The sequence below is a fragment of the Streptomyces albipurpureus genome (assembly GCF_023701525.1).
Lineage (GTDB): Bacteria > Actinomycetota > Actinomycetes > Streptomycetales > Streptomycetaceae > Streptomyces > Streptomyces albipurpureus.
Window position 1 is genome coordinate 251322 of record NZ_JAMQAW010000003.1, and the last position, 23718, is coordinate 275039.

Here is a 23718-nt window from a genome sequence, read left to right on the forward strand (position 1 = left end):
GTCGCGTTGTGGAAGTGCGCGCTGGCCGTCATGAGTGACGACGCATTGACAAGGTAGACTGACCGCACGTACGGTCGCTAGTGTGTTCACGGTAAAAGGTGCGACTGGCCGGGTGGACGACGGGGATCCCCTGAAGGAGTCACTCGGTTGTTTATCCCTCCCGGCGAGTTGGGAGTCTCCGTGACGGAACGCAGTGGCGGTGATCGGTCGTCCAGCAGGGAGTGCGCTGCCCTGCACCACCTCTCGCCCAAGCCGCACAAGGGATGACACATGACGGAGCGTCCCGCGCCCGGCCACGTGAGGGTGGGGCACTGGTCGCCCCGTGCCGGCACCTTCAGTTTCCACTCCCTCGACCTGGTGCTCCCCGCACCGAGCAGAGCCGCCCACGGAGGCAGCGTTGTTCTTCCCTCTCACCATCCGTGACTTCCTCGACCGGGCGACGACGGTCTATCCCGACCGTGTCGCCATCGTCGACGAGCCCGACCAGCCCGCCGCGCCATGGGGCTCGATCAGCTACGCCGAACTGGGCCGACGGGCCCGCAGCCAGGCAGCGACCCTTGACGACCTGGGCGTCCCCGTCGGTGCCAGGGTCGCCGTCGTCTCCCAGAACTCGGCCCGCCTGCTGACGTCGTTCTTCGGAGTCTGCGGCTGGGGACGCGTTCTCGTCCCCGTCAACTTCCGTCTGACACCCGCCGAGATCGGCTACATCGTGCGCCACTCGGGTGCCGAGGTGCTGATGGTCGATCCGACCCTGCGCGGTGTCCTCGACGACATCGAGTGCGAGCACACCTTTGTGCTGGGGCAGGACGACGACAGGATCTGGTCGAGCACATCGGAGCCCCGGTCATGGGCGGCGGACGAGACGGCGACCGCGACCGTCAACTACACCTCCGGGACCACGGCCCGCCCCAAGGGTGTCCAGATGACCCACCGCAACCTCTGGGTCAACGCGAGCGTCTTCGGATGGCAGGCATCGGTCGACGACCGTGATGTCTATCTCCACACCCTGCCGCTCTTCCACGTCAACGGCTGGGGCCACCCCTTCGCCGTCACCGGCATGGGCGGCAGGCACATCATCATCCGACAGATCGACGGCGCGGAGATCCTGCGGCGAATCGCGGAACACGACGTCACCTATCTCTGCGCCGCCCCAGCCGTGGTCGCCACCATCCTGGACGCCGCCGAGACCTGGGAGGGTGAGATTCCCGGTCGGGACCGGGTCCGGGTGATCGTCGCCGGAGCGCCGCCGCCCACCCGCACCATCGAGCGGGTACGGCGCGATCTGGGCTGGGAGTTCATCCAGATCTACGGCCTCACCGAGACCGCGCCCCTGCTGACGATGAGCCGGATGCGTGCGGAGTGGGACGGGCTGGAACCGGCCGAGCAGGCCCGGCTCCTGGGCCGCGCGGGCGCACCCGCCCTCGGCGTACGGCTGAAGACCGACGACGACGGAGAAGTGCTCGCACGGTCCAACCACAACCTCCACGGCTACTGGGACAACCCCGAGGCCACCGCCGAGGCGCTCGCTGACGACTGGTTCCACACCGGCGACGGCGGGATCGTCCAGGACGGCTATCTGACCATCGCGGACCGGAAGAAGGACGTCATCATCACCGGTGGCGAGAACGTCTCGTCCATCGAGGTCGAGGACGCCCTGATGTCCCACCCGGCCGTCCGGGAAGCCGCGGTGATCGGTATCCCCGACGACAAGTGGGGCGAACTCGTCACCGCACTGGTGGTCGCCGACGGCGGGGTGTCCGCGGCCGAACTGATCGCCCACTGCCGTGAGCAGCTGGCGGGATACAAGTGCCCGAAGAAGGTCGAGTTCCGGGACGAGTTGGTCCGTACGGCGACCGGGAAGCTCCAGAAGTTCAAGCTGCGCGAACCCTACTGGCGAGGCCACGGCCGTCAGGTCCACTGAACCGGGTCTCGGAGCACAACAGACGTCCCGCCGTTGCCCTTGGGCAACGGCGGGACGTCTCGTTCTGAGAAGGGCACTTGCCCCGGAGGTCAGCCGTTCTCGGCGGCCAGTGCGCGTACCACCCGGGAAGGGCTCGGGCGGCCCAGGTGGTCCGCCATCCACAGACTCGTACGGACCAGGGCGTCGAGGTCGACACCGGTGTCGATGCCGAGGCCGTGCAACTGCCACACCAGATCCTCGGTCGCGAGATTGCCGGTGGCGCTCTTGGCGTACGGGCACCCGCCCAGCCCGCCGGCGGAGGCGTCGACGGTGCGGACGCCCGACTGGAGAGCGGCGAGTGTGTTGGCGAGGGCCTGGCCGTAGGTGTCGTGGAAGTGGACGGCGAGACGCGACGCGGGATGACCGGCCTCACCGAACGCGGCGATCAGCCGACGGACATGTCCCGGGGTGCCCACCCCGATCGTGTCGCCGAGGCTCAGTTCGTAGCAGCCCATCTCCAGGAGCCGGGACCCCACCCCTACCACCGCGTCGATGGAGGTCTCACCCTCCCAGGGATCACCGAAACACATCGAAACATAGCCGCGCACCGAGATCCGATCACCGCCCGCCTCGCGGGCCCCGGTGATCACCTGCTCGGTCATCGCCAGCGACTCGGCGACCGTGCGGTTGAGGTTTCTGCGCGAGAACGCCTCCGTGGCCGAGACGAACACCGCGATATCGGTGACGCCGTGGTCCAGCGCGCGCCGCAGCCCGGCCTCATTGGGAACGAGTACCGGCAGCCGTACCCCCGACAGGCCCCTCAGCGCGTCGACGACCTCGCCGGCGTCGGCGAGTTGGGGCACCCACTTGGGGTGGACGAAGCTGGTGGCTTCGACCGTCGTCAGCCCCGCGCCCGCCAGTCGGGTGATGAACTCGGTCTTCACCGCGGTCGGCACCGGCCGCTGCTCGTTCTGCAGGCCGTCCCGCGCCCCGACTTCATAGATCTGCACCGACTGCGGCAACCCAGCGGCGAAGTGCACACCGTACCGGCTCATTCCGCGGTCACCTCCACTCGTGCGTCCACAGTGGCGAGTAGTTGGTCAATGGCCACGGTGTCGCCGACGCGAACGGTCAACTCGCCGATCACCCCGTCGAACGGCGCCGTGAGAGTGTGTTCCATCTTCATGGCCTCGACGATGACGACAGGGTCCTTCTGCGAGACCTGGTCGCCCGGTGACACGGGGACGGCGACCACGGTTCCCGGCATCGGGGAGCGCAACGCGCCCGAACCCCTGTCCTGGTCGGACGAGGAACCGCCCGTATCGCCGTCGCCGCGCCGGACCTGCCGACTCCGGCCTTCGACGGCGAACCAGTCCTCCGTGCCGTCCCCGATGTGGTCCAGACGCCGGGTCAGCCCGTCCACGGTCAGCAGGATCGCCTTGGCGCCGCTGTCCGCCAGCCGCACGTCGTGGGGGTCCCCGCCGTCGATCCGCACCAGATAGCGGTCGGGGCCGGGGGTGTACGCCACCGAGACCTCCGCGGTGCGCCCGCCGCAGTGGAGACGCCAGGAACTCCAGCGCTGCCCCTGAACGCTCCAGTGCCCCAGGGCGGCGAACGCCTCGCTCCCGTTGTCCATCGCCGATCGGGTGGCGAGCACTCCTGCGGCGATCAGCGCGAGGGTGTCGTGCTCCGTGGACTCGGCGGCGAGGGCGTCGCCACGGCGTTCGACGAGGCCGGTGTCGAGATTCCCGGCGCGGACGTCCGCGTCGGAGAGCAGGGCCCGTAGGAAGGCGGTGTTGGTGGTGACACCGAGGACGGCGAACTCGGCGAGCGCGCGGTCGAGGCGCCGCAGCGCCTCCGGGCGGTCGCGGCCCCAGGTGATGACCTTGGCCAGCATGGGATCGTAGGAACTCCCGATCTCGTCGCCTACGCGCAAGCCCGTGTCGACGCGGACATGCTCACCGGAGGGTTCACGCAGTCCAAGGACACGGCCTCCGGTGGGGAGGAAGCCCCGGGCGGGGTCTTCCGCGTAGACACGGGCCTCGACGGAGTGCCCGTGGGGGGCCGTCTCCGGCAGTTCCAGCGGAAGACCCGCGGCGACCCGCAGTTGCTGTTCGACCAGATCGACTCCGGTCACCATCTCCGTCACCGGATGCTCGACCTGGAGTCGGGTGTTCATCTCCATGAAGAAGAACTCGTCGGGCGCGTCGGCGGACATGATGAACTCGACCGTCCCGGCACCCGTGTACCCCACGGCGCGGGCGGCGTCGACGGCGGCGCGGCCCATCCGCTCCCGGGTCCGGGAGGTCAGCAGCACCGAAGGGGCCTCCTCGATGATCTTCTGATGGCGGCGTTGCAGACTGCACTCGCGCTCACCGAGATGGACGACGCTGCCGTGGGTGTCGGCGAGGACCTGGATCTCGATGTGCCGGGGGTTGATGACGAAGCGCTCGATGAAGAGGGTGTCGTCGCCGAAGGAGGATCCGGCCTCCCGTCGGGCGGCGGCGACCGCCGCCGCGATGCCGGACGAGGCGTCCACACGGTGCATGCCCTTGCCACCGCCCCCGGCCGAGGGCTTGATGAGCACCGGATAGCCGATGTCCTCGGCGGCGGCGATGAGCTGCTCGTCGGTCAGGCCCGGTTCCGCGGCCCCAGGAGTGACGGGGACACCGGCCGCCACAACAGCCTTCTTCGCGCGGATCTTGTCGCCCATCGTCTCCACCGCGAGGGGCGGAGGGCCGACGAAGACGATGCCCGCGTCGGCGCACGCCCGGGCGAACCGGGCGTTCTCCGCGAGGAATCCATAGCCCGGATGGATCGCGCCCGCTCCGGTGCGGCGGGCCGCGTCGATGATGTTCTCGATCGACAGATAGCTCTGCGCGGCGGCGGCCGGGCCGATCCGGACGGCTAGGTCGGACTCATGGACATGACGGGCGTCGGCATCCGCGTCGCTGTAGACCGCGACCGTACGCAGGCCGAGCCCCCGGGCGGTGCGCATGATCCGGACCGCGATCTCACCGCGGTTGGCGATCAGCAGGGTGTCGAACGGAAACTCTCTCAACCTTTTCTCCGAGCTGTGCGTGATGACGGGGTCTCCGGGGTGCGGTGCGCCCCTCACATGCGGAACACGCCGTAACGGACGTCCGCGAGGGGAGCGCGGCTCGCGGCGGACAGCGCCAGGCCCACGACGGTGCGGGTCTCGGCGGGGTCGATCACACCGTCGTCCCAGATCCGGGCCGTTGAGTAGTAGGGGCTGCCCTGCTCCTCGAACTGCTCCAGGATCGGCTGCCGCAGCGCCCGGTCCTGTTCGTCCGTCCACGGCGTGCCCATGGCCTCCGCCTGATCGCGCCGGACGGTCGACAGCACGGAAGCCGCCTGCTCACCGCCCATGACCGAGATCCGGGCATTGGGCCACATCCACAGAAAGCGCGGTGAATAGGCGCGCCCGCACATGCCGTAGTTGCCCGCTCCATAGGAACCGCCGATGATCACCGTGAACTTCGGTACGCGGGCGCAGGCGACCGCCGTCACGAGCTTCGCGCCGTGCTTGGCGATCCCGCCGGCCTCGTACTCCCGGCCCACCATGAACCCGGAGATGTTCTGGAGGAACAGCAGCGGGATCTTCCGCTGGTCGCAGAGCTCGATGAAGTGGGCGCCCTTGACCGCGGATTCGGCGAAGAGGATGCCGTTGTTGGCCACGATGCCGACCGGGTGTCCATGGATGCTGGCGAACCCGGTGACCAGCGTCGGGCCGTAGTTCTCCTTGAACTCGTGGAACCGGCTGCCGTCGACGATGCGGGCGATCACCTCATGGACGTCGTACGGGGTGCGGGCGTCGGCCGGGACGACCCCGTAGAGCTCCGCCGGGTCGAACGCCGGCTCCTCACCCGTGCCCACGGTCCAGACCGGTTCGGCGCGGTCCGCGAAGGTGGAGACGATCGACCGGACGATCCTCAGGGCGTGGGCGTCGTCGTCCGCGAGATGGTCGGCGACACCGGACTTGTGCGTGTGCAGCCAGCCGCCGCCCAGTTCCTCGGCGGTCACGACCTCGCCGGTCGCGGCCTTCACCAGCGGCGGCCCACCCAGGAAGATCGTTCCCTGCTCCTTGACGATCACCACTTCATCGCTCATGGCGGGGACGTAGGCGCCGCCCGCGGTGCAGGATCCGAGCACCGCCGAGATCTGCGGAATGCCCCGGGCTGACATGCGCGCCTGGTTGTAGAAGATGCGCCCGAAGTGCTCCCGGTCCGGGAAGACCTCGTCCTGGCGGGGGAGGAAGCCGCCGCCGGAGTCCACCAGGTAGAGACAGGGCAGTTCGTTCTCGGACGCCACCTCCTGGGCCCTGAGGTGCTTCTTCACCGTGATGGGGTAGTACGTGCCGCCCTTGACCGTGGGGTCGTTGGCGACGATCACGCACTCACGTCCGGAGACCCGCCCGACGCCGGTGATGACACCGGCGCCGGGGGCCTCGTCCCCGTACATCCCGTGTGCGGCGAGCGGGGACAGTTCAAGGAAGGCGGAGCCCGGGTCGAGGAGGGCGGCCACCCGATCGCGCGGCAGCAGTTTGCCGCGGGCGGTGTGACGTTTCCTCGCCGTCTCGGAGCCGCCGCGGGCGGTGCGCTCCAGTGCCGAGCGCAACTCCTTCAGCTGCTGGGTGTGGTGTTCGACGGCGCTACCGACGGCCTCGCTCGTTGGGTTGGCCGGGGTGCCGATGGTCGGGGCATGGGGTGCCATGGCGTCGGTGCTTCCTCGGGTGTGTTCCCAGCGGTGCTGGGGCGGTGGGGCTGATCGGTGCTGCCCCGACCGGTGCGGACGGGGCGGCCGGCTTCAGAAGGAGCGCGGCAGGCCGTAGGACTCGGCGAGGGTGTTGCGCGCCATCTCGTTCGAGATGGGGGCGATACGGAACTGGCGGGTATCGCGCCAGAAGCGCTGTGCGTGCGTCTCCTGCGCGAGGCCCAGTCCGCCCAGGATCTGGATGCCCTTGTCGGCGGCGGCCACCGCGTACTCGGACGTCACGATCTTGACCATGTTCGCCTCGCGCAGATAGTCCTCACCGGACACCTCACGCCAGGCCGCGTCGAAGACCATCAGCTCGGCCTGCTTCTGGCTGAGCGCTATCTCGGCGATGTACTGCTGAATGATCTGGAAGCTGCCGATGGTCTTGCCGAAGGCCTCACGGGTCTTCACATGGAACAGCGCCTCGTCGAGGACACCGTCGATGCAGCCCAGCGCGACCGCACCGGCCATCACCCGCTCGTTGTTGAGGGATCCGGTCAGCGCACGGAAACCCCGGTGGGGTTCGCCCAGCACCTGGGCGTCGGGGACGAAGACATCGTCGAGGAACACCTCGCACGATCCCATCGCCCGCATGGCGATCTTCGGGATGTAGCGCGTCTCGATCCCCGGGGAGTCGACGGGTACGAGGAAGAGCGTGGTGAGGGGGCGCTTGCCCGGGGCTTCGGGGTCGCCGGACCGGGCGAGGAGCAGGAGGTAGTCCGCTTCCTTGGCGCCGGTGGACCACATCTTCTGCCCGGTGATCCGCCATCCGCCATCGGCCTTGGTGGCCCGGGTCCGCATCGCGCCCACGAGATCGGTGCCGCCGCTCGGCTCGGTGACGGCGATCGAGAACTTGATCTCACCCCGGGCCAGTCTCGGCAGATACTCCTGCTTCTGCTCCTCGGAGCCGGCGTGGCCGATGGCCTTCGCCCCGGCGAAGGACGGTACGCCCCACACCCAGGTGAGTCCGGCGAGGCTGCGCGCCAGTTCACGCGCCAGTACGGCGGTGTCAACGGCGTCCCCGCCCTGACCCCCGTACTTCTCGTCGATGCCGACGGCGTGGAAGCCGGCCTCGGCCATGGCCGCCCACAGCTCGTGGGGGTACTGGTGTTCGCGCTTCTCCAGATCCCGCGCCACATCGGGCGGGCAGTTCTTGTGCACCCACGAGCGCACGAAGTCACGGAAGTCGCGGCGGTCCTGATCCAGATCTAGCAGCATGCCCAGACCGTAGCTGACCAACCGTACGGTCAGCAATATCTCTGCCCCACCTTGATGACCGTACGGTTGGTCAGCTACGTTTTCGATCTCAACCGCCCACACGGTCGACAGCGTCGGCCCTTGCCCGAGGGGCTCCATGGACTCCAGCGATTTCACCTGTGTCGATGTGCGGCGCGACGGTTTTGTGCTGCATGTCGTCCTCGACAACCCCCGCAGCGATATGAACGCCATCGACCGGGCGATGCACGACGACCTCACCAAGTTGTTCAGGATGCTCAAGCAGGAATCCCAGGCGCGCGTGGTGCTCTTGAGCGGACGCGGGCGGGCCTTCTCGGTCGGCGGGGACTTCGAGTGGTTCCGTACGCTCCGCAGCCCGCACGCCCTCGCGGAGCTCAATCGCGACGCCAAGCAGCTGATCTGGGACATGCTCGATGTGGAGATCCCGATCGTGACCGCGGTACACGGCTACGCCATGGGGCTGGGCACGAGTATCGCGCTCTACAGCGATGTCATCTTCATGGCGGAGTCGGCGAAGATCGCCGATCCCCATGTGAAAGCGGGCATCGTCGCCGGAGACGGTGGAGTGGTGGCCTGGCCGATGGCGGTGGGGCCCGCCCGCGCCAAGGAGTTCCTGATGACCGGTGACGCGCTCACCGCCGCCGCCGCCGAGCGGCTCGGCCTGGTCAACCATGTGGTGCCCGACGCCGAACTGGAGGAGCGGGCCCTCGCGTTCGCCCGGCGTCTGGCCGAAGGTGCGCCCATGGCGGTCCGCTTCACCAAGATGGCCGTCAACAAACTGGTCAAGCAGGCGCTCGGGGTCGCCTTCGACGCGTCCACCGGTTACGAGCTGCTGACCTTCATGAGCGAGGACCACGTGGAGGCCGTCGACGCGTTCCTGGAGAAGAGGCAGCCCCGGTTCACCGGGCGGTGATGGGCCAGAGGTGCGGACGCGATTCGCCTACCGGACGAACGGTCAGTGTAAAGTTCCTCCATGGTCACCGTGAGAACACCCCGGGCGAGCTCCCGTGACGACATCCTCCGCGTCTTCGCGGAACACGTCGCCAGGAAGGGTTACAGCGACACCAGCCTGAGCGAGATCGCCACGGTTCTGGGCCTGAGCAAGGGCACCATCGTCCATCACTTCGGCAACAAGGAGCGGATGCTCCACGAAGTGCACTCCGCCTATTACGAGCGTCGTTTCGCCGAGGCCGAGTTCATCCACCGGGAACTCGACGACCCCCTCACCCAACTGGCCGCGATCGTCTACGCGCTACTGGCCGCGCACCGGGACGACCGCGCGGCGACGATCGCCTTCCTTCGGGAGTTCGTGCGCTACGCCGAGGGCGGCGGTCTCAGCGAGGAGCTGCGGGGGCGGCGGATCGAGTACCGCGACATGGTCGTCGCGATCATCGAGCGCGGTGTGGCGGGGGGCGTGTTCCACTCCAGCGACCCCGGGCTCTCGGCGCTGCATATCTTCGGTATGTGCAACTACGCCTGGACCTGGTACCGGCCGGAGGGAGCCAAGTCGATCGAGGAGATCGCCACCTTCTTCGCCAGCGATGTGCTGCTCGGGCTCTGCGGCGCGCGCAGCGAGTCCCTGACCGACGTCGACGAGGCCATCTCCACGGCCATCGCCACGGTGATCCGCACACCCAACCGCCTCCCCCCGGAGCCCCCTGCCGCGAGCTGACATCGCGTCGCGCGCGATGGCCGTTCCCACTGGCGCACCCGCACCCCTGTGACGCTGGCTCTCCGGCGGGAGGGGTGTCATCGGCATGTCCGGCGCCCAGGGGTAGCCGCTGGTGCCGGACGGCCCGGGTGTTCCCAGCTGCCCGGGTTGTTCGATGTGGCCGCGCTCCGGCCGGCCGGGAGTGTGATGCCCGCGCATGCGGCCCGCTCCCGGGGCCACCGCTAGCGCCGTGGCGGTGTGACCACCCAGATCGCCGTGGTGGGTTCCTCGCCCGGGTTGACGTGCCAGTGCGGGACATCGCAGTCGTAGGTGATGGTGTCGCCCGCTTCCAGGCGGTGGCGTTCGCCGTTGAGGTAGACGTCCCAGGTCCCGGAGAGTACGAACCCGAACTCGACGCCGTCGTGTTGGTACGGCGTGGCACTGCTGTCGAAGCCGGGCGGGTTCTCCAGCCAGACCGCCTCAAGGACGCCGCTGGCGCTCGGGGTCAGGGCCTCGCGGACGATGCCGTCGACCGGGCGAGTGGAGCCCTCGATGCCGCGCCGCTCCGACTTGCGGACGACGGGGGAGTGGGGCCGGGTCTCGTCGCTGTCGAAGAACCAGCCGATCGAGACACCGAGACCGTGCGCGATGTGCAGCAGTGTGGTGAAGGACGGATTGGCCTTACCGCGCTCGACCAGGCTGAGCATTCCGGCCGAGATGCCGGAGAGCGCGCTGAGGCGCTCGACCGAGAGTCCGCGCTCCGCCCTGCGGGCCCTTATCCGCGCCCCGATCACATGGAGCATCGGAGCGGCGGCTGGCCCCTCCGGCTCGCTGACCGCTCCAGCCGTCATTGACCTCATGCTCCTCGCGCCTCCATAGGACGGGTCGCTGCCGCCCTCGGGTCCGTTTTTCCAGAGTATTGCAGGCGATCAAGCCCCTCACCGCCTCACTGGCCGCGCCATGGCACGGCCGGAACAAGACGGCTCGGGTGCTCTCCTGGCACTCTGTCGGCAAGCCTCCGGACGGCGACTCGATGTATCAGGAACCTATTGCTAACCGTACGGACGGTCGATACGGTGAGCGTAGTCGAAAATCAGACAGTGCTAGGCGCTGAACCGATGCGATCGAAGGGGGTTCAGTCCATGGGTGAACTCACCATGAGGGAAAGATCCGCCGCAGAGGAAGCCGCCGGCCCCGCCTATTGGCGCGAGTCCGACGAGCAGATGCCGGGCCTTTCGGAACTGCGTCTGGACGAACTGCTCGAACGGGCCGCGGCGGCAGCGCCGGACCGTGAGGCGCTGGTCTTCCTGCGGGACGACGGACCGGCGCGGAGGTGGACCTACGCCGAACTCACCGAACGGGTCGACGCCGCCGCGCGGGCGCTGCTCGCCTCCGGTGCCGGGCGGGGAAGCGTCGTCGCGATCTGCGCGGCCAACCGGCCCGAGTTCGTCTTTCTCCAGCTCGCCTGCTCCCGGATCGGCGCCGCCATGGTGCCGATGAATCCCGGCTACAGCGGTGCGGAACTGGCCGATATCCTGCGGCGCTCCCATGCCCAACTGTGTTTCTCCATCGGCCGGGACCGTGGCAACGACCTCTGGGCGACGCTCGCCGAGGTGGCCGCGGAGCTGCCGGAGCTGCGGCTGAGAATCGCCCTCGACCCCGAGTCCGGTCATGACACCGAATGGGAGGGGTGGCTGCGGGGAGCCGCGGCGATCGATGACGCGGCCTACGCCGCCGTACGCGCCGAGGCCCGCCCCGAGGACGTCGTACAGATCCAGTTCACCTCCGGAACGACCGGACGACCCAAGGGGGTTAGGCTGCGCAGCGCGGCCTTCGCGAACGTCGGCCGGTGCACCGCCGGGCGGGCCGAACTGGAGGAGGGCTGCCGCTATGTGCACGCCATGCCCTACTTCCATGTCGGCGGGACGATCGCCATCGCCCTCTGCCTCGCCAGTTCGGGCACCCAGCTGACCATGCCCCGATTCAGTCCCGCCGCCATGGCGGCGGCGATCGACGGAGAGGCGGCGACGGCCATCCACGCCGTCCCGACCATGATGATCGCGGTCGCGGACCGGGCCCAGCGGGACGGCCTCGGCTTCTCCGCCCTGCGCACGGTCATCACCGGAGGCGCTCTGGTCCCCGAACAGACCGCCCGGCACTGGGTCGACACCTACGGTGTGGCGATCTCCAATATCTACGGCATGACGGAGACCGCCGGTCCGGTGCTCCAGACCGGCCCCACCGATCCCCTGGAGCGGGCCCTCGTCACCGTCGGGCGGCCCCTGCCCGGGGCCGAGGTCGACATCGTCGGCGTGGGCACCGAGCAACGGGTGGCGATGGGCGAGGAGGGCGAGATCCGCTTCCGTGGCTGGGGTCTGATGGAAGGGTACGAGGGCGACGCCGAGACGACGGCGGCCACCGTCAGCGCGGATGGCTGGCTGCGGAGCGGAGATCTGGGACGGCTGAGCCCGGACGGATACCTCCAGGTCACCGGGCGCGCCAAGGACATGATCATCAGGGGCGGTCAGAACATCGCCCCCGTCGCCGTCGAGGACGCCATCCGGGAACACGTTCCCGAAGTCGCCGATGTCAGTGTGATCGGCGTACCCGACGACTACTACGGTGAGGCCGTCGTCGCCTATGTGCTCGCACACCCCGGGGCCCGTATCGAGGAGTCGGAGTTGCGGGAGCGGTTGCGGGGCAGGATCGCCAACTACCGCATCCCCGCTCATGTCCGGGTGGTGAGCGAGTTCCCCACCACCCCGTCGGGAAAGATCCAGAAGTTCCGGCTCCAGGAATGGTTCTCCGCGGACGAAGGGACCAGGAAGCCAGAAACGACCGGCGGCGACGATGCGCCCACCCGGTCGGGTCCCGGTCGGGACCCGCGTTGAGCGCCCCGCTTTCGGCCGGCCGACTGGTCCGCCTCGACCTCGGGGCGCATGGCCCAGGCGTCGCCACCATCACGCTTGACTCACCGGCCAATCGCAACGCGCTGTCCACGCGGGTGCGCCGGGAACTGGCGGAGTGTCTCGACTGGGCGATCAGCGACGAGGCGGTCCGAGTGATCCTGCTGGATCACACCGGGCGCGTGTTCTGCTCCGGAATGGATCTCAAGGAGTCACGCGGCGCGGGCGCCGACGACCAGGGCGTCCATGAGTTCCCCGCGCTGCTCACCAGCATCTGGGAATCCCCGAAGCCCGTGGTCGCCAAGCTCGCCGGACCCGCCAGAGCCGGGGGAGTGGGCCTGGTGGCCGCCTGCGACCTGGCCATCGCGTCCCGGTCCGTGACCTTCGCGTTCCCCGAGGTCCGGATCGGCGTCGTACCGGCGGTCATCTCCGTCCCGGTCCTGCGCCGAGTGCATCCCCGCGCGGCACAGGAGCTCTTCCTCACCGGCGAGGTGTTCGGCGCCGAGCGGGCGGCGGCCATCGGGCTGATCACGGCCGCGGTCGCCGACGATGACCTCGACGCCGAGGTCCGGCGCTATACGGACATGCTTCGGCTCGGAGCGCCGGCGGCCCTGGCGGGGGCCAAGGAACTCCTGCGGCGTGAGCCGGGAGGTATGGCGGCGGATTTCCGGGAGATGACCGCGATCGCGGCCCGCTATTTCGCGAGCGAGGACGGTCAGGAAGGCATCCGCGCATTCGCGGAGAAACGCGCACCGTCCTGGGCAGTGCCGCGCTAGAAAGGTGAATCGCGCGAGAAGGCCAACGCGCCGATAGCCAAAGGGCATCGACCGGCATCGGCTATTGAAGAGATTGCCGCCACCGATCACACCGGCGCAGAAGAAAAATCGATATTCCGAGGTCGAAAACATCTCCTTGACGGAGTGACCCATGCGGGCTAGCTTCAATATATTCAAGACGCTGTCAATATGTTGACGAGCCAGGATGGATCGGCCGGAAGTGAGGAAGGAAGGCTCTCGTGGAGTTTGAACTGAACGACTCCCAGCGGCGCTGGCGGCAAGAGGTACGTGACTTCCTCGCCGCCCAGGTGCCACAGGAACTGCGGGATGAACTGTGGCAGACCGGAGGCCCCGACTCCCCGGAGGGCCCCGGGCCCCATCTGCGGGTCTTCTGGAAGAAGCTGAGTGAGAAGCGCTGGTTCGGGCTCACCTGGCCGAAGGAGTACGGCGGTCTGGGGCGCGGCGCGGTCGACCAGCAGATCCTGCTCACCGAACTGGACTACGCGGGGGTCCCGGGACCTGATCTGACGGTCACTTCGGTCGCCCCGATGATCATGGAGCACGGCACCCCGCAGAACAAGGCGGAATTCCTTCCCGGAATCGCCAAGGGCGAGATAACCGCCGCGGTCGGATACTCCGAGCCGGACGCGGGAACGGACCTGGCGAGCCTGCGCACCCAGGCCGTACTCGACGGTGATGAATGGGTGATCAACGGTTCCAAGATCTGGAACAGCCACGCCCACCACACCACCCATGAATGGCTTTGTGTCCGTACCGATCCCCTCGCCCCCAAACACCGGGGAATTTCGGTGATCATGGTTCCCATCGACACTCCGGGAATCGAGATCCGGCCGCTCATCACCTGGCGCGGCTCCCGTACGAACGAGGCGTTCTTCACCGATGTCCGGGTGCCCAGAACCCATCTCATCGGCGAGGTGAACAAGGGCTGGCAGTACATCACCGGCGCCCTTGACCTGGAACGCGGTTTCATCGTCTTCGACGGTGAGATGCGCAGGGAGGTGGACCGGCTCATCGAACGGTGCGGGACCACCACCGCCGACGGCGTACGGCTCGCGGATCGGCCCGAGGTGCGCCGTCGGCTGGCCGAGTTGGACGCGGGTGTCGAGGTCGCCCGGCTGTTCGCCCTCGAAGCGGCATCCCAGGTCGACGAGGGAGCCATTCCCACGATCACCCTCACCACCGCGAAGATCTACACCAGCGAACTCCGGCAGAAGATCGCCGACTACGGGATGCAGATCTTCGGGGCAGCCGGTCAGCTCGATCGGCACGATCCCGACGCCCCGTTGAACGGCGCGATGGAGTGGCTCTACCGCTCCTCCGCCCGCTTCCGCTTCGCGGGCGGCACCAATGAGGTGCTGCGCGATGTCATCGCCCAACGCGGACACGGCATGCCCTCGTCCGGACGGCGCCCGAGCCGACCGGCCGACAAGACCGTAGCCGACCGCGAACTGAACGGAGCGAACCGATGAGAATCACGCTCACCGACGACCAGATCGAACTCCAGCGGTCGGTACGGAGTCTGTTCGCCAAGGAGTGCCCTCCGGAGCTGGTACGCGAACTGCGAGCCGACGACACGACCATGGACCCCCAGCGGCTGTGGACCTCGCTGGCGGATACGGGCATCCTCGGGCTGCCCTTCTCGGAAGATGTCGGCGGCCAGGGAGCCGGGCTCTTCGAACTCGGCCTGGTCCTTCAGGAAGCCGGCCGGGTGCTGTGTCCCACGATCGTCTACAGCACGCTCGCGTTCGGTATCACGATCGACCGGCTGGGCTCGCCCGAGCAGCGCCGCAGATGGCTGCGGTCACTGGCGGCCGGTGAGCTGAGGGCGAGTACGGCCCTGTGGAATCCATCGGACTCCGGCGACATCCGCCCCACCGTGACCGCCCGGCGCGACGGCGACACCTGGCATCTGGCGGGGACGATCGACTTCGTCCAGAACGCCGATGTCGTGGACGCGGTGCTGGTCTCCGCGCGCACCCTGCCCGAGGACGGCCCTGAGCGAACGCTCGCCTTCATCCTGACCCCCGGCCAGGACGGCTGGCGGAGTGAGCGGCACCGCACCTTCGGCCGGGACATCCAGTGCCGTGTCCACCTCGACCTCGCCGTCCACGCGGACGACGACCGGGTGATCGACCTGCTCGACGGCGGCCTGGACGAGAGCGATCTGCGCTGGGTGGCCAACGCGGTGACGGCGCTCCAGTGCATGGAGATGGTCGGCGGCGCCGCGGCCGTACTCGACCGGACCGTCGACTACGTCAAGGTCCGCGAGCAGTTCGGCCGCCCACTCGCCGGATTCCAGGCCGTCCAGCATCTGGTGGCCGACGCGCATATCGCCGTCGCCGGGGCCCGGTTGGTGGCCGCCCAGGCGTGCTGGCGGACCGCCCGCGGTGAACTCGCCGAGCGGGAGGTCGCGATCGCCAAGCTGCACAGCAACGAGGCGTACAAGCTCGCCACCCTCAACGCGCACCAGGCCCATGGGGGCATGGGATACATCCTGGAGACAGGACTGCACATGTGGTCCGAGCGCGCGAAGACCGCCGAACTCCTCGGCGGTGCGTGGGACACCCAGATCGGGCGGCTGGAACAGGCGCTCGGACTGGTCGGTGCCCCGGCCGAGAGGACTACGCCGTGACAGCGCGCCCGGCGCTCACGGCCGGTGGCGGACCCTCCCAGGTGTTCGACGATCTGCGGGTGCTCGACCTTTCGCGGTGGGTGGCGGGTGAGTTCTGCACCAAGACCTTCGCCGACTTCGGCGCCGATGTCATCAAGATCGAGAAGCCGGGGGAGGGCTCGCTGACCCGGCACCGGGGGCCCTACCCCGGCGATACCCACAACCCCGAGGCCAGCGCGCTCTTCCTGCACCTCAACACCAACAAGCGCTCGGTGAGCCTCGACTTCTCGACGACCATCGGACGGCAGCTGCTGCTGGAGCTGGCGGCGAAAGCGGATCTCGTCGTCGAGTCGTTCAGACCGGGGACGCTGGAGTGCCACGGCATCGGTCCGCGCGCGCTGCACGAGGCCAACCCCCGCGCCGTCATCGTCCGTATCTCCGCCTTCGGCCAGACCGGCCGCTACCGTGACCACGAGGCCACCGGACTGGTGCTCCAGGCCATGGGCGGGCCGTTGAACGCCACGGGCGCGGCCGACCGGCCGCCCCATCGCAAGCCGGGGATGCTCGACCACTGCACCATCGGCCGGATGGCCGCCGAGGCCGCCCTCGGAGGGCTCTTCAGCGCCCGTAGATCCGGCCGGGGCTCGGTCATCGACGTCTCCGGTATGGAGGCCCTCCTCGCAGGGGCGGATCGCCGTGCCTCGTATCTGCTCACCGCCGCGTACGCGGGGATGAACGCGCCCCGAGGGGTGCGCAGTCCGCACCGGGGCGCGGCCACCTTCACCGGCTCGTTCCGGTGCCGCGACGGCCATGTGATGCTCTACGTCGCCAACCAGGTCTTCTGGAACCGGCTCGTCGATCTGGTCGCGGCCGGCGACGACGGGTTCCGCACCCGGTTCCGGGACCGCTTCAGCTTTGACTCGCCCGAGGAGCAGCGCGCGTTCCGCGACCGGGTGGAGGACTGGTTCGCGACCCGCTCCAAACACGACGTCATGGCCCATGGCCAGGCGGCGGGGATTCCGCTCACCGCGTTCCTCGATGTCGGCGAAGTCGCGGACAGCGAACACTTCCGGGGCCGGGGCTACTTCATCAAGGCCGATCACCCGGCCGTCGGTGAACTGGAGTATCTCGGCGCGCCCTGGCGGATGCGCTCGGGATGGCGGCTCCGCCGCACGGCGCCCCTGCTCGGCGAGGACACCGCCGACGTACTCGCCGAGCTGAACACTCCCCTCGCCCCGGCGGAGGCGCCGGGCGGCGCGGAGCCGGTATGAGCCGGCCGACCCGGCGACGGTGCTTCAAGGAATCACACACGCAAGGGAGACCGGTATGACAGGCGCCCCCCTGGACGGCGTACGGATCGTCGACCTGACCGTGGTGTGGTCGGGCCCCGGGGCCACCACGCTGCTCGGGGACCTCGGTGCGGAGGTCATTCGCGTCGAGGACCCCCGGCGCACCAGCCGGGGAGTCTCGGCACGGACCGCCGACCGCGAGGTCGGCGGCCGTGAGTACGCCACCCGCAGCTACCCGGAACGCGACCCCGGGAAGCGGCCCTACGACCGCAGCCCCATCTTCAACTGGCACGCACGCAACAAGCTGAGTGTGTCGATGTCCCTCGGCACCCCCCAGGGACACGCGGACTTCCTCCGGCTCATCGAGAAGAGCGATGTCTTCATCGAGAACAACACCAAGGGCGTCCTGGCGAAACTGGGCATCGACTACGACACCCTCAGCGCAGTCAACCCGCGGCTGATCGTCGTACGGATGCCCGCGCTGGGGCTCGACGGCCCCATGAGCGACTACCGCGGCTACGGGCCGAACTTCAACGCCCTGGTGGGCATCCAGGCGATGGACGGCTACGCGGACGGCGACCCCACGATCGCCGGCGAGAACTACCACATGGATGAGGCATCCCCGGCCGGTGCCGCCTTCGCCGTGCTGGCCGCCCTCTGGGAGCGCGAACGCACCGGGCGCGGCCAGCTCGTGGAGTTCGCCCAGGCCGAGAACGTGATGCACGAGATCGGGGAGTACTTCCTCGACCACCAGATGAACGACCGGGTCCCCGCCCCGGCGGGCAACAGGGACCCGCTGGTGCTCCAGGACGTTCTGCCGACCGCCGGGCCGGACGTCTGGGTCGCCCTGTCGATCCGCCACGACGCGGACTGGCGCGCGCTCGAAGGCGTGGTCGGGGCGGCTGATTGGCTGTCCGAGGGACGCACGGGCGAACTGCGGACCCGAAACGCCGACCGTCTGCTGGAGCATCTCGCCGACTTCACCGCGCGGTACGGGGTCGACGAACTGGTCGACCTGTTCCAGTCGGCCGGTATCCCGGCGGGTGAGGTCATGTCCGAGGCCAGGGTTCTCGCGGACCCGCATCTGGCGGACCGCGAGTGGTTCCAGACCCGCAGCCACCCCACCGTCGGCACCTACCCCTACCCGGGACACCCCTGGCGTACGGACGGCTTCGAACTGCGGTGGGGGCGCCCCGTTCCCGGGTTCGGGGAGGACAACGCGTATGTCTACAAGGACGTGCTCGGCTGCACGGACGCCGAGTACGACCAACGGGTCGCCCAGGGCCTGGTCAGCGACGAGCAGATCGTCTGATGCGCGGCGCGACCAGATGACATCCCGGATCTAGCCCGGATGAATCCCGACGAGTCCCGACGAGTCCCGGCAGATCACGGCAGATCACAGCAGAGAGGAGAGCGAACAGTGAGTGCGATACCCATCCCGGACGGGCACACCGAGGAACTGACCGCCCGTGTGGAGAAGAAGGAGTTCCAACGGTGGGCGGCTGCCGTCGGTGATCTCAACCCCATGTACTTCGACGAGGACTTCGCCAGGGCCAACGGCCACCGCGATGTGGTGATGCCTCCCCTGTTCCTCAGCTGTGTCACCCATCAGGCCCCGCGGCTGGACGAGCTGAGGCCGGACGGGACCCGCAGGGGCCGGGTCGGCTTCGGCCCGCTGCCCGACGAACTCGATCTGCCACCGCGCCGGATGGGCGGGGGAGAGGAGCGCTGGTACTACTCCTGCGTTCACCCGGGCGATGTCATCACCTCCCGTCGCTCCATCCGGGACATCGAGAAGAAGACCGGGCGCTCGGGGGCCTTCGTCCTGGTCACCTGGGAGAGCGTCGACCGCAACCAGTACGACGAGATCGTGGGCCGATGCGTCAGCTCCATGATCGCCCGATGAGAAGTGACGAGGAAGAGGTGACATGAGCGAGCAACGCTACTTCGAGGATGTGCGGACCGGCGACGACATCCCGGTCGCCAGCCGGACCGTCGGGCGGACCCAGCTGTTCCTTTTCAGCGCGGCCACCAACAACCCCCACCGGGTGCACTACGACACCACCTGGGCCGTCGAGGAGGAGGGGTACGCGGACATCCTGGTCCACGGGCCCTTGCAGGCGGCCCTGATGGCACAGACCCTCACGGACTGGGCGGGACCCCGAGGGCGGCTGACCCGGATCGCCCTGCGGAACCGGGCCAGTGCCTTCCCCGACCGGGAGCTCCGCTTCACCGGCAGGGTCACGGACAAGCACGAGAGCGGCGCCGACGCACTGGTGGAGATCGAGATCCTGGAGGAGGACGGTGCGGGGCAGATCCTGATGCCGGGCACCGCCACCGTGGCGCTACCGCGCCGCACGGGCGGTGACCGCTAACCATGGGCCTGCGAGGAGAAGCCGCGATCATCGGCATCGCGGAGTGGAAACCCGAGCGCCGTTCGTCCCGCCCCCGGCGGTTCACCATCGAGCAGTGGGCGGAACTCGCGCGTGACGCGCTGGAGGACGCCGGGATCGGAGCGCGTGAGGTCGACGGAATCGTCACCACCGCCGTTCAGGAGACCTCCCGGTTCGCACCCGCCACGGTCTCCGAGTATCTCGGTATCCCGGTGAACTACGGGGAGTTCGTCGACCTCGGCGGTGCCTCGGCGGCGGGAATGGTGTGGCGCGCCGCTGCCGCCGTGGAGTTGGGCATCGCCGATGTGGTCCTCTGCGCGCTACCGGGCGACCCCGTGCCCGAGCCGCCGGTGGTGAACGATGCCCCGGCCGACCCCTTCGGGGTGTCGTCCAGCGCGCTCTACGGGTCACCGCAGGCGGAGTTCGAGATCCCGTACGGAAATGTCGCACAGAACGTTCCCTACGCCATGTTCGCCCAGCGGTACGCGGCCGAGTTCGGCGATCCGACCCGAGCCATGGCCAAGATCGCCGTCGATCAGCGGACCAACGCATGTGCCCATCCGGCCGCCGTGTTCCATGGGAAGCCGATCACGATCGAGGATGTGCTGTCGAGCCCGGTGATCGCCGAGCCGCTGCGGCTGCTGGACATCGTGATGCCGTGCTCGGGTGGAGCGGCCGTGGTCGTGGCCAACGCGGACGTCGCACGCAGGGCCCGCCACCGGCCGGTCTGGGTGAAGGGCTTCGGGGAGCGGGTCGCCTTCAAGACGCCCACCTACGCGGAGAACCTGATGGAGACGGCGATCGCGCCCGCGTCCGCGCAGGCGTTCGCGATGGCGGGTGTCACCCACGCGGACATCGACATGGTGTCCGTCTACGACTGCTACACGATCACCGTCCTGATGAGCCTTGAGGACGCTGGATTCTGTCCCAAGGGCACCGGGGCCGACTTTGTGAACAGCCGTGATCTGACCTTCCGGGGCGACTTCCCGTGCAACACCCACGGCGGCCAGCTCTCGTTCGGGCAACCCGGCAGGGCCGGCGGTATGTCCCATGTCTGCGATGCGACCCGGCAGATCCAACGCCGGTCCGGGGACAACCAGGTGTCCGACTGCGACCGGGCGTTCGTGACCGGCAATGGCGGGATCATGAGCGAGCAGGTGGCTCTGATCCTTCAGGGCGACTGAGGAGACGACGATCATGGACAAGCCACTGCCCCTTCCCACGCCCGTCTCCCAACCGTTCTGGGACGGACTGCGCGAGCACCGGATGCGTATCCAGTACTCGCCGTCGGGCGACCGGTGGGTCTTCTACCCCCGCCTCCTCGCCCCCGGGTCGCTCGCGGACGACCTCGAATGGCGCGAGGTGTCCGGGGCCGCCGCTCTCTACAGTTTCGCGGTCGCCCGCGTGCCGTCCGCCGCGGCCTGGTCCGACTCCCCGCCGCAGCTCCCCGCGATCGTCGAGCTGGCGGAGGGACCACGGCTGACCACGGAACTGGTCAATGTCGACCCGGCGGCCATCACCATCGGTATGCCGCTGCGCCCGGTGTTCTACGACGTCCCGGACGGGAACATCACACTGCTGCGCTACGAGCCGGCCTAGCCACCCACCGTAGACCCTGTGTGCGGGCGATTTGGTCGGGTCCAACCATTTACAACCGTACGTACGGTCAGTATCTTCAGGCGGGACACCGGGGGTACTTGACGCACCGGCCCCGTCCCGCTGCGGACGAAGGCTCCGGCCGCCGGTCACGCCGCCCTGGGAGTGGGCGCGGAGCCGGAGAGCGACTCACAAGGATCGCCTCCGGCCCCTCGCCCGCCCACCGAGAAGGCCCTGAAGGTCCGGTGGGCTCGACCCAGCGTTCACCGGCGTGTGCCCTCTTGCGGCCGGCGAAGCCCCACCCTGCCTGAAAGTAGAGGAAAATGCCCATCTCCCTCGCAGACCTGGCAGCGGATCTCGCTGCCGAGTCCGCCGTCGTCCGAGCGGTGGTCGCTCCTCTCGCCGAGGTCGATTGGCGCGCCGAGACCCCATCCGCCGGCTGGAGCGTCGCCGACCAGATCTCGCATCTCGCCCACTACGACGAGGTCACCGTTCTCTCCGCCACCAACGCCGACGCGTTCGTACAGATGCGGGCGAGAGTCGAGGCGAGCGGTGAGATCGATCCCGATGTCATCGCCCGGCGCTACCGCCATCTCTCCGGCGTCGAACTGCTGACCTGGTACGACCGGGCCCGCGGCGAACTGCTCTCCACCTTCCGCGAGTTGGACCCGGCCGTACGGCTTCCCTGGTTCGGGCCTTCGATGAGCGCGGCATCGCTGCTGACGGCCCGGCTGATGGAGACCTGGGCGCACGCCCAGGACATCGCCGACACCGTCGGCGCCGAGATCGCGCCGACCGACCGACTCCGCCATGTGGCCCACATCGGGGTGGGTGCGCGGGCCTTCAGCTACGCGGCCAACGGACTCAAGGCCCCGGCCGACCCGGTACGGGTCGAGTTGATCTCACCGAGCGGAGAGCTGTGGACCTGGGGCCCGGCCGCGGCCACCGACCGGGTCACCGGCACAGCGCTCGACTTCTGCTTCGCCGTCACCCAGCGGCGTCATCTCGATGACCTCTCCCTCACCGCCACCGGAGCGGCGGCCGAGGAGTGGCTGTCCATCGCCCAGGCCTTCGCGGGCGAGCCCGGCACCGGCCGGGAGCCACTGCGTACCGAAAACGCCGTGGCCCTTTCCTGATATCCCACACCCCGGAGGACGTGACAATGGACAAGGTCGTCACCGCCGACGACGCCGTCGCGGCGATCGGCACCGGTGCGAGCCTGGCCGTGGGCGGGTTCGGCATCTGCGGCATCCCCTCGGCACTCATCGCCGCGCTGCAACGCACCTCGGCCACTGGACTGAGCGTGGTGTCCAACAACTGCGGCGTGGACGGCTGGGGGCTGGGCCTCCTGCTGGCCGAGCACCGCATCGCCCGTATGACCAGCTCCTACGTGGGAGAGAACAAGGAGTTCGCCCGGCAGTACCTGGAGGGCGAACTGGAGGTCGAACTCTGCCCCCAGGGATCGCTTGCCGAACGGCTGCGTGCAGGCGGCTGCGGGATACCCGCCTTCTACACCCCCGCGGGCGTCGGAAGCGCCATGGCCGAGGGCGGACTCCCCTGGCGGTACGCACCGGACGGCTCCATCGCGGTGGCATCCCCGCCCAAGGAGACACGCGCGTTCGGCGGCCGGGAATACGTCCTGGAGCACGCCATCACCACCGACTTCGCCCTGGTCGCGGCTGCGCGCGGTGACCGCCACGGCAATCTCGTCCTCGCCAAATCGGCCCAGAACTTCAACCCCCTGTGCGCTATGGCCGGACGGGTCACCATCGCCGAGGTCGAGGAACTGGTCGAACCCGGCGAACTCGACCCGGCGGCGGTGCACGTCCCCGGCGTCTTCGTCCAACACGTCGTGCACGCGCCCTCCCCCGAGAAACGCATCGAGAGAGTGACCGTCACGGCCGGGGCAGGTGCGTCATGAGCCTCACCCGGACCGAAATGGCCGCCCGGGCCGCGGACGAACTCCAGGACGGCGACTACGTCAACCTCGGCATCGGATTGCCCACCCTGGTCGCCGCGCACATGCCCGACAACGTCCATGTCGTCTTCCACAGCGAGAACGGCATTCTCGGCACCGGCCCCTTCCCCGCTCCCGACGAGGTCGACGCCGACCTCATCAACGCGGGCAAGGAGACCGTCACCACCGTGCCGGGCGCCTCCTTCTTCGACTCGGCGCTGTCCTTCGGAATGATCCGCGGAGGCCATCTCGATGTCGCCGTCCTCGGCGGGATGCAGGTCTCCGCCACCGGCGACCTCGCCAACTGGGCCGTGCCCGGCAAGCTCGTCAAGGGCATGGGCGGCGCCATGGACCTCGTTCACGGAGCCCGTCGGGTCATCGTCCTGATGGAGCACTGCGCCAAGGACGGCTCGCCCAAGATCGTCCCCGAGTGCACCCTTCCCCTGACCGGCCGGGGAGTGGTCCACCGCATCATCACCGATCTCGCCGTCATCGATGTGACAGCCGACGGGCTGGCCCTGCGCGAGATCGCACCGGGGGTCACCGAGGCCGAGGTGCGCTCCCGCACCGGAGCACCCCTGGCATGACCGCCACCGGCCGTGCACC

Annotated in this window: 21 protein-coding genes; 16 read left to right on the plus strand and 5 right to left on the minus strand. The window is 68.9% G+C overall.

Annotated features, from left to right (window positions below):
• The first annotated feature begins 397 nt into the window (after window positions 1-397).
• On the plus strand, window positions 398-1921 hold the full coding sequence (locus NBG84_RS04440; RefSeq protein WP_250917924.1) for an AMP-binding protein: 1524 nt from the start codon (window positions 398-400) through the stop codon (window positions 1919-1921).
• Window positions 1922-2010: 89 nt separating this feature from the next.
• Here the strand turns inward: NBG84_RS04440 and NBG84_RS04445 are convergent, their stop codons facing one another.
• From NBG84_RS04445 to NBG84_RS04460, 4 genes are all read right to left on the minus strand, one after another.
• A complete protein-coding gene (locus NBG84_RS04445) occupies window positions 2011-2955 on the minus strand; it encodes a hydroxymethylglutaryl-CoA lyase (protein ID WP_250917925.1) in 945 nt (314 codons plus the stop codon).
• A complete protein-coding gene (locus NBG84_RS04450; RefSeq protein WP_285366341.1) occupies window positions 2952-4961 on the minus strand; it encodes an acetyl/propionyl/methylcrotonyl-CoA carboxylase subunit alpha in 2010 nt (669 codons plus the stop codon). Before NBG84_RS04450 ends, NBG84_RS04445 begins: the two co-directional genes overlap by 4 nt.
• Window positions 4962-5014: 53 nt before the next feature.
• A complete protein-coding gene (locus NBG84_RS04455; RefSeq protein ID WP_250917926.1) occupies window positions 5015-6634 on the minus strand; it encodes a carboxyl transferase domain-containing protein in 1620 nt (539 codons plus the stop codon).
• 93 nt (window positions 6635-6727) lie between these two features.
• Window positions 6728-7894, minus strand: a complete 1167-nt coding sequence (locus NBG84_RS04460; RefSeq protein WP_250917927.1) for an acyl-CoA dehydrogenase family protein — start codon at window positions 7892-7894, stop codon at window positions 6728-6730.
• A gap of 136 nt (window positions 7895-8030) precedes the next feature.
• Between NBG84_RS04460 and NBG84_RS04465 the strand changes: the two genes are divergently transcribed.
• Together NBG84_RS04465 and NBG84_RS04470 are read left to right on the plus strand one after the other, a co-directional pair.
• Window positions 8031-8825, plus strand: coding sequence for an enoyl-CoA hydratase/isomerase family protein (locus tag NBG84_RS04465; RefSeq protein WP_250917928.1), 795 nt, complete (start codon window positions 8031-8033; stop codon window positions 8823-8825).
• Between the two features lie 60 nt (window positions 8826-8885).
• Window positions 8886-9584, plus strand: a complete 699-nt coding sequence (locus tag NBG84_RS04470) for a TetR-type transcription factor C-terminal domain-containing protein (RefSeq protein ID WP_250917929.1) — start codon at window positions 8886-8888, stop codon at window positions 9582-9584.
• A 221-nt stretch (window positions 9585-9805) separates the two neighbouring features.
• Here NBG84_RS04470 and NBG84_RS04475 read toward each other — a convergent pair whose 3' ends face one another.
• On the minus strand, window positions 9806-10414 hold the full coding sequence (locus tag NBG84_RS04475; protein WP_250917930.1) for a helix-turn-helix domain-containing protein: 609 nt from the start codon (window positions 10412-10414) through the stop codon (window positions 9806-9808).
• Window positions 10415-10705: 291 nt separating this feature from the next.
• Between NBG84_RS04475 and NBG84_RS04480 the strand changes: the two genes are divergently transcribed.
• From NBG84_RS04480 to NBG84_RS04540, 13 genes are all read left to right on the plus strand, one after another.
• Window positions 10706-12454: a class I adenylate-forming enzyme family protein gene (locus tag NBG84_RS04480; RefSeq protein WP_250917931.1), complete on the plus strand. Its 1749-nt coding sequence runs from the start codon at window positions 10706-10708 to the stop codon at window positions 12452-12454.
• Window positions 12451-13245, plus strand: coding sequence for an enoyl-CoA hydratase-related protein (locus tag NBG84_RS04485; RefSeq protein WP_250917932.1), 795 nt, complete (start codon window positions 12451-12453; stop codon window positions 13243-13245). Before NBG84_RS04480 ends, NBG84_RS04485 begins: the two co-directional genes overlap by 4 nt.
• A 239-nt stretch (window positions 13246-13484) precedes the next feature.
• Window positions 13485-14735, plus strand: coding sequence for an acyl-CoA dehydrogenase family protein (locus tag NBG84_RS04490; protein ID WP_250917933.1), 1251 nt, complete (start codon window positions 13485-13487; stop codon window positions 14733-14735).
• Window positions 14732-15898: an acyl-CoA dehydrogenase family protein gene (locus tag NBG84_RS04495; protein WP_250917934.1), complete on the plus strand. Its 1167-nt coding sequence runs from the start codon at window positions 14732-14734 to the stop codon at window positions 15896-15898. Before NBG84_RS04490 ends, NBG84_RS04495 begins: the two co-directional genes overlap by 4 nt.
• The gene (locus tag NBG84_RS04500) at window positions 15895-17148 is read left to right on the plus strand and encodes a CaiB/BaiF CoA transferase family protein (protein ID WP_250917935.1); all 1254 of its coding nucleotides are present in this window, start codon (window positions 15895-15897) and stop codon (window positions 17146-17148) included. Before NBG84_RS04495 ends, NBG84_RS04500 begins: the two co-directional genes overlap by 4 nt.
• A 55-nt stretch (window positions 17149-17203) precedes the next feature.
• Entirely contained in the window at window positions 17204-18478 is a 1275-nt protein-coding gene (locus NBG84_RS04505) for a CaiB/BaiF CoA transferase family protein (protein ID WP_250917936.1), read from the plus strand.
• A 108-nt stretch (window positions 18479-18586) separates the two neighbouring features.
• Window positions 18587-19072 (plus strand): FAS1-like dehydratase domain-containing protein, encoded by a 486-nt coding sequence (locus tag NBG84_RS04510; protein WP_250917937.1) that lies wholly within the window; start codon window positions 18587-18589, stop codon window positions 19070-19072.
• A gap of 22 nt (window positions 19073-19094) precedes the next feature.
• Window positions 19095-19541 carry a hotdog family protein gene (locus tag NBG84_RS04515; RefSeq protein ID WP_250917938.1) on the plus strand — a complete coding sequence of 149 codons (447 nt, stop codon included), beginning with the start codon at window positions 19095-19097 and terminating at the stop codon, window positions 19539-19541.
• A 2-nt stretch (window positions 19542-19543) separates the two neighbouring features.
• Window positions 19544-20743 (plus strand): thiolase family protein, encoded by a 1200-nt coding sequence (locus NBG84_RS04520; RefSeq protein ID WP_250917939.1) that lies wholly within the window; start codon window positions 19544-19546, stop codon window positions 20741-20743.
• Window positions 20744-20756: 13 nt separating this feature from the next.
• The gene (locus NBG84_RS04525) at window positions 20757-21158 is read left to right on the plus strand and encodes a Zn-ribbon domain-containing OB-fold protein (RefSeq protein ID WP_250917940.1); all 402 of its coding nucleotides are present in this window, start codon (window positions 20757-20759) and stop codon (window positions 21156-21158) included.
• Between the two features lie 320 nt (window positions 21159-21478).
• On the plus strand, window positions 21479-22291 hold the full coding sequence (locus tag NBG84_RS04530; protein WP_250917941.1) for a TIGR03084 family metal-binding protein: 813 nt from the start codon (window positions 21479-21481) through the stop codon (window positions 22289-22291).
• Window positions 22292-22317: 26 nt separating this feature from the next.
• Complete coding sequence (locus tag NBG84_RS04535; RefSeq protein ID WP_250917942.1) at window positions 22318-23076, plus strand: CoA transferase subunit A; 759 nt, start codon at window positions 22318-22320, stop codon at window positions 23074-23076.
• Window positions 23073-23699 (plus strand): CoA transferase subunit B, encoded by a 627-nt coding sequence (locus tag NBG84_RS04540; protein WP_250917943.1) that lies wholly within the window; start codon window positions 23073-23075, stop codon window positions 23697-23699. The genes NBG84_RS04535 and NBG84_RS04540 overlap by 4 nt, the downstream gene beginning before the upstream one ends.
• Window positions 23700-23718: the final 19 nt, after the last annotated feature.

Coding starts and splice junctions, on each gene's coding strand:
- NBG84_RS04475 (WP_250917930.1), bottom strand. CDS start 10,414: ATGACGGCTGGAGCGGTCAGCGAGCCGGAGGGGCCAGCCGCCGCTCCG.
- NBG84_RS04530 (WP_250917941.1), top strand. CDS start 21,479: ATGCCCATCTCCCTCGCAGACCTGGCAGCGGATCTCGCTGCCGAGTCC.
- NBG84_RS04470 (WP_250917929.1), top strand. CDS start 8,886: ATGGTCACCGTGAGAACACCCCGGGCGAGCTCCCGTGACGACATCCTC.
- NBG84_RS04495 (WP_250917934.1), top strand. CDS start 14,732: ATGAGAATCACGCTCACCGACGACCAGATCGAACTCCAGCGGTCGGTA.
- NBG84_RS04465 (WP_250917928.1), top strand. CDS start 8,031: ATGGACTCCAGCGATTTCACCTGTGTCGATGTGCGGCGCGACGGTTTT.
- NBG84_RS04520 (WP_250917939.1), top strand. CDS start 19,544: ATGGGCCTGCGAGGAGAAGCCGCGATCATCGGCATCGCGGAGTGGAAA.
- NBG84_RS04445 (WP_250917925.1), bottom strand. CDS start 2,955: ATGAGCCGGTACGGTGTGCACTTCGCCGCTGGGTTGCCGCAGTCGGTG.
- NBG84_RS04515 (WP_250917938.1), top strand. CDS start 19,095: ATGAGCGAGCAACGCTACTTCGAGGATGTGCGGACCGGCGACGACATC.
- NBG84_RS04460 (WP_250917927.1), bottom strand. CDS start 7,894: ATGCTGCTAGATCTGGATCAGGACCGCCGCGACTTCCGTGACTTCGTG.
- NBG84_RS04505 (WP_250917936.1), top strand. CDS start 17,204: ATGACAGGCGCCCCCCTGGACGGCGTACGGATCGTCGACCTGACCGTG.
- NBG84_RS04540 (WP_250917943.1), top strand. CDS start 23,073: ATGAGCCTCACCCGGACCGAAATGGCCGCCCGGGCCGCGGACGAACTC.
- NBG84_RS04525 (WP_250917940.1), top strand. CDS start 20,757: ATGGACAAGCCACTGCCCCTTCCCACGCCCGTCTCCCAACCGTTCTGG.
- NBG84_RS04455 (WP_250917926.1), bottom strand. CDS start 6,634: ATGGCACCCCATGCCCCGACCATCGGCACCCCGGCCAACCCAACGAGC.
- NBG84_RS04535 (WP_250917942.1), top strand. CDS start 22,318: ATGGACAAGGTCGTCACCGCCGACGACGCCGTCGCGGCGATCGGCACC.
- NBG84_RS04480 (WP_250917931.1), top strand. CDS start 10,706: ATGGGTGAACTCACCATGAGGGAAAGATCCGCCGCAGAGGAAGCCGCC.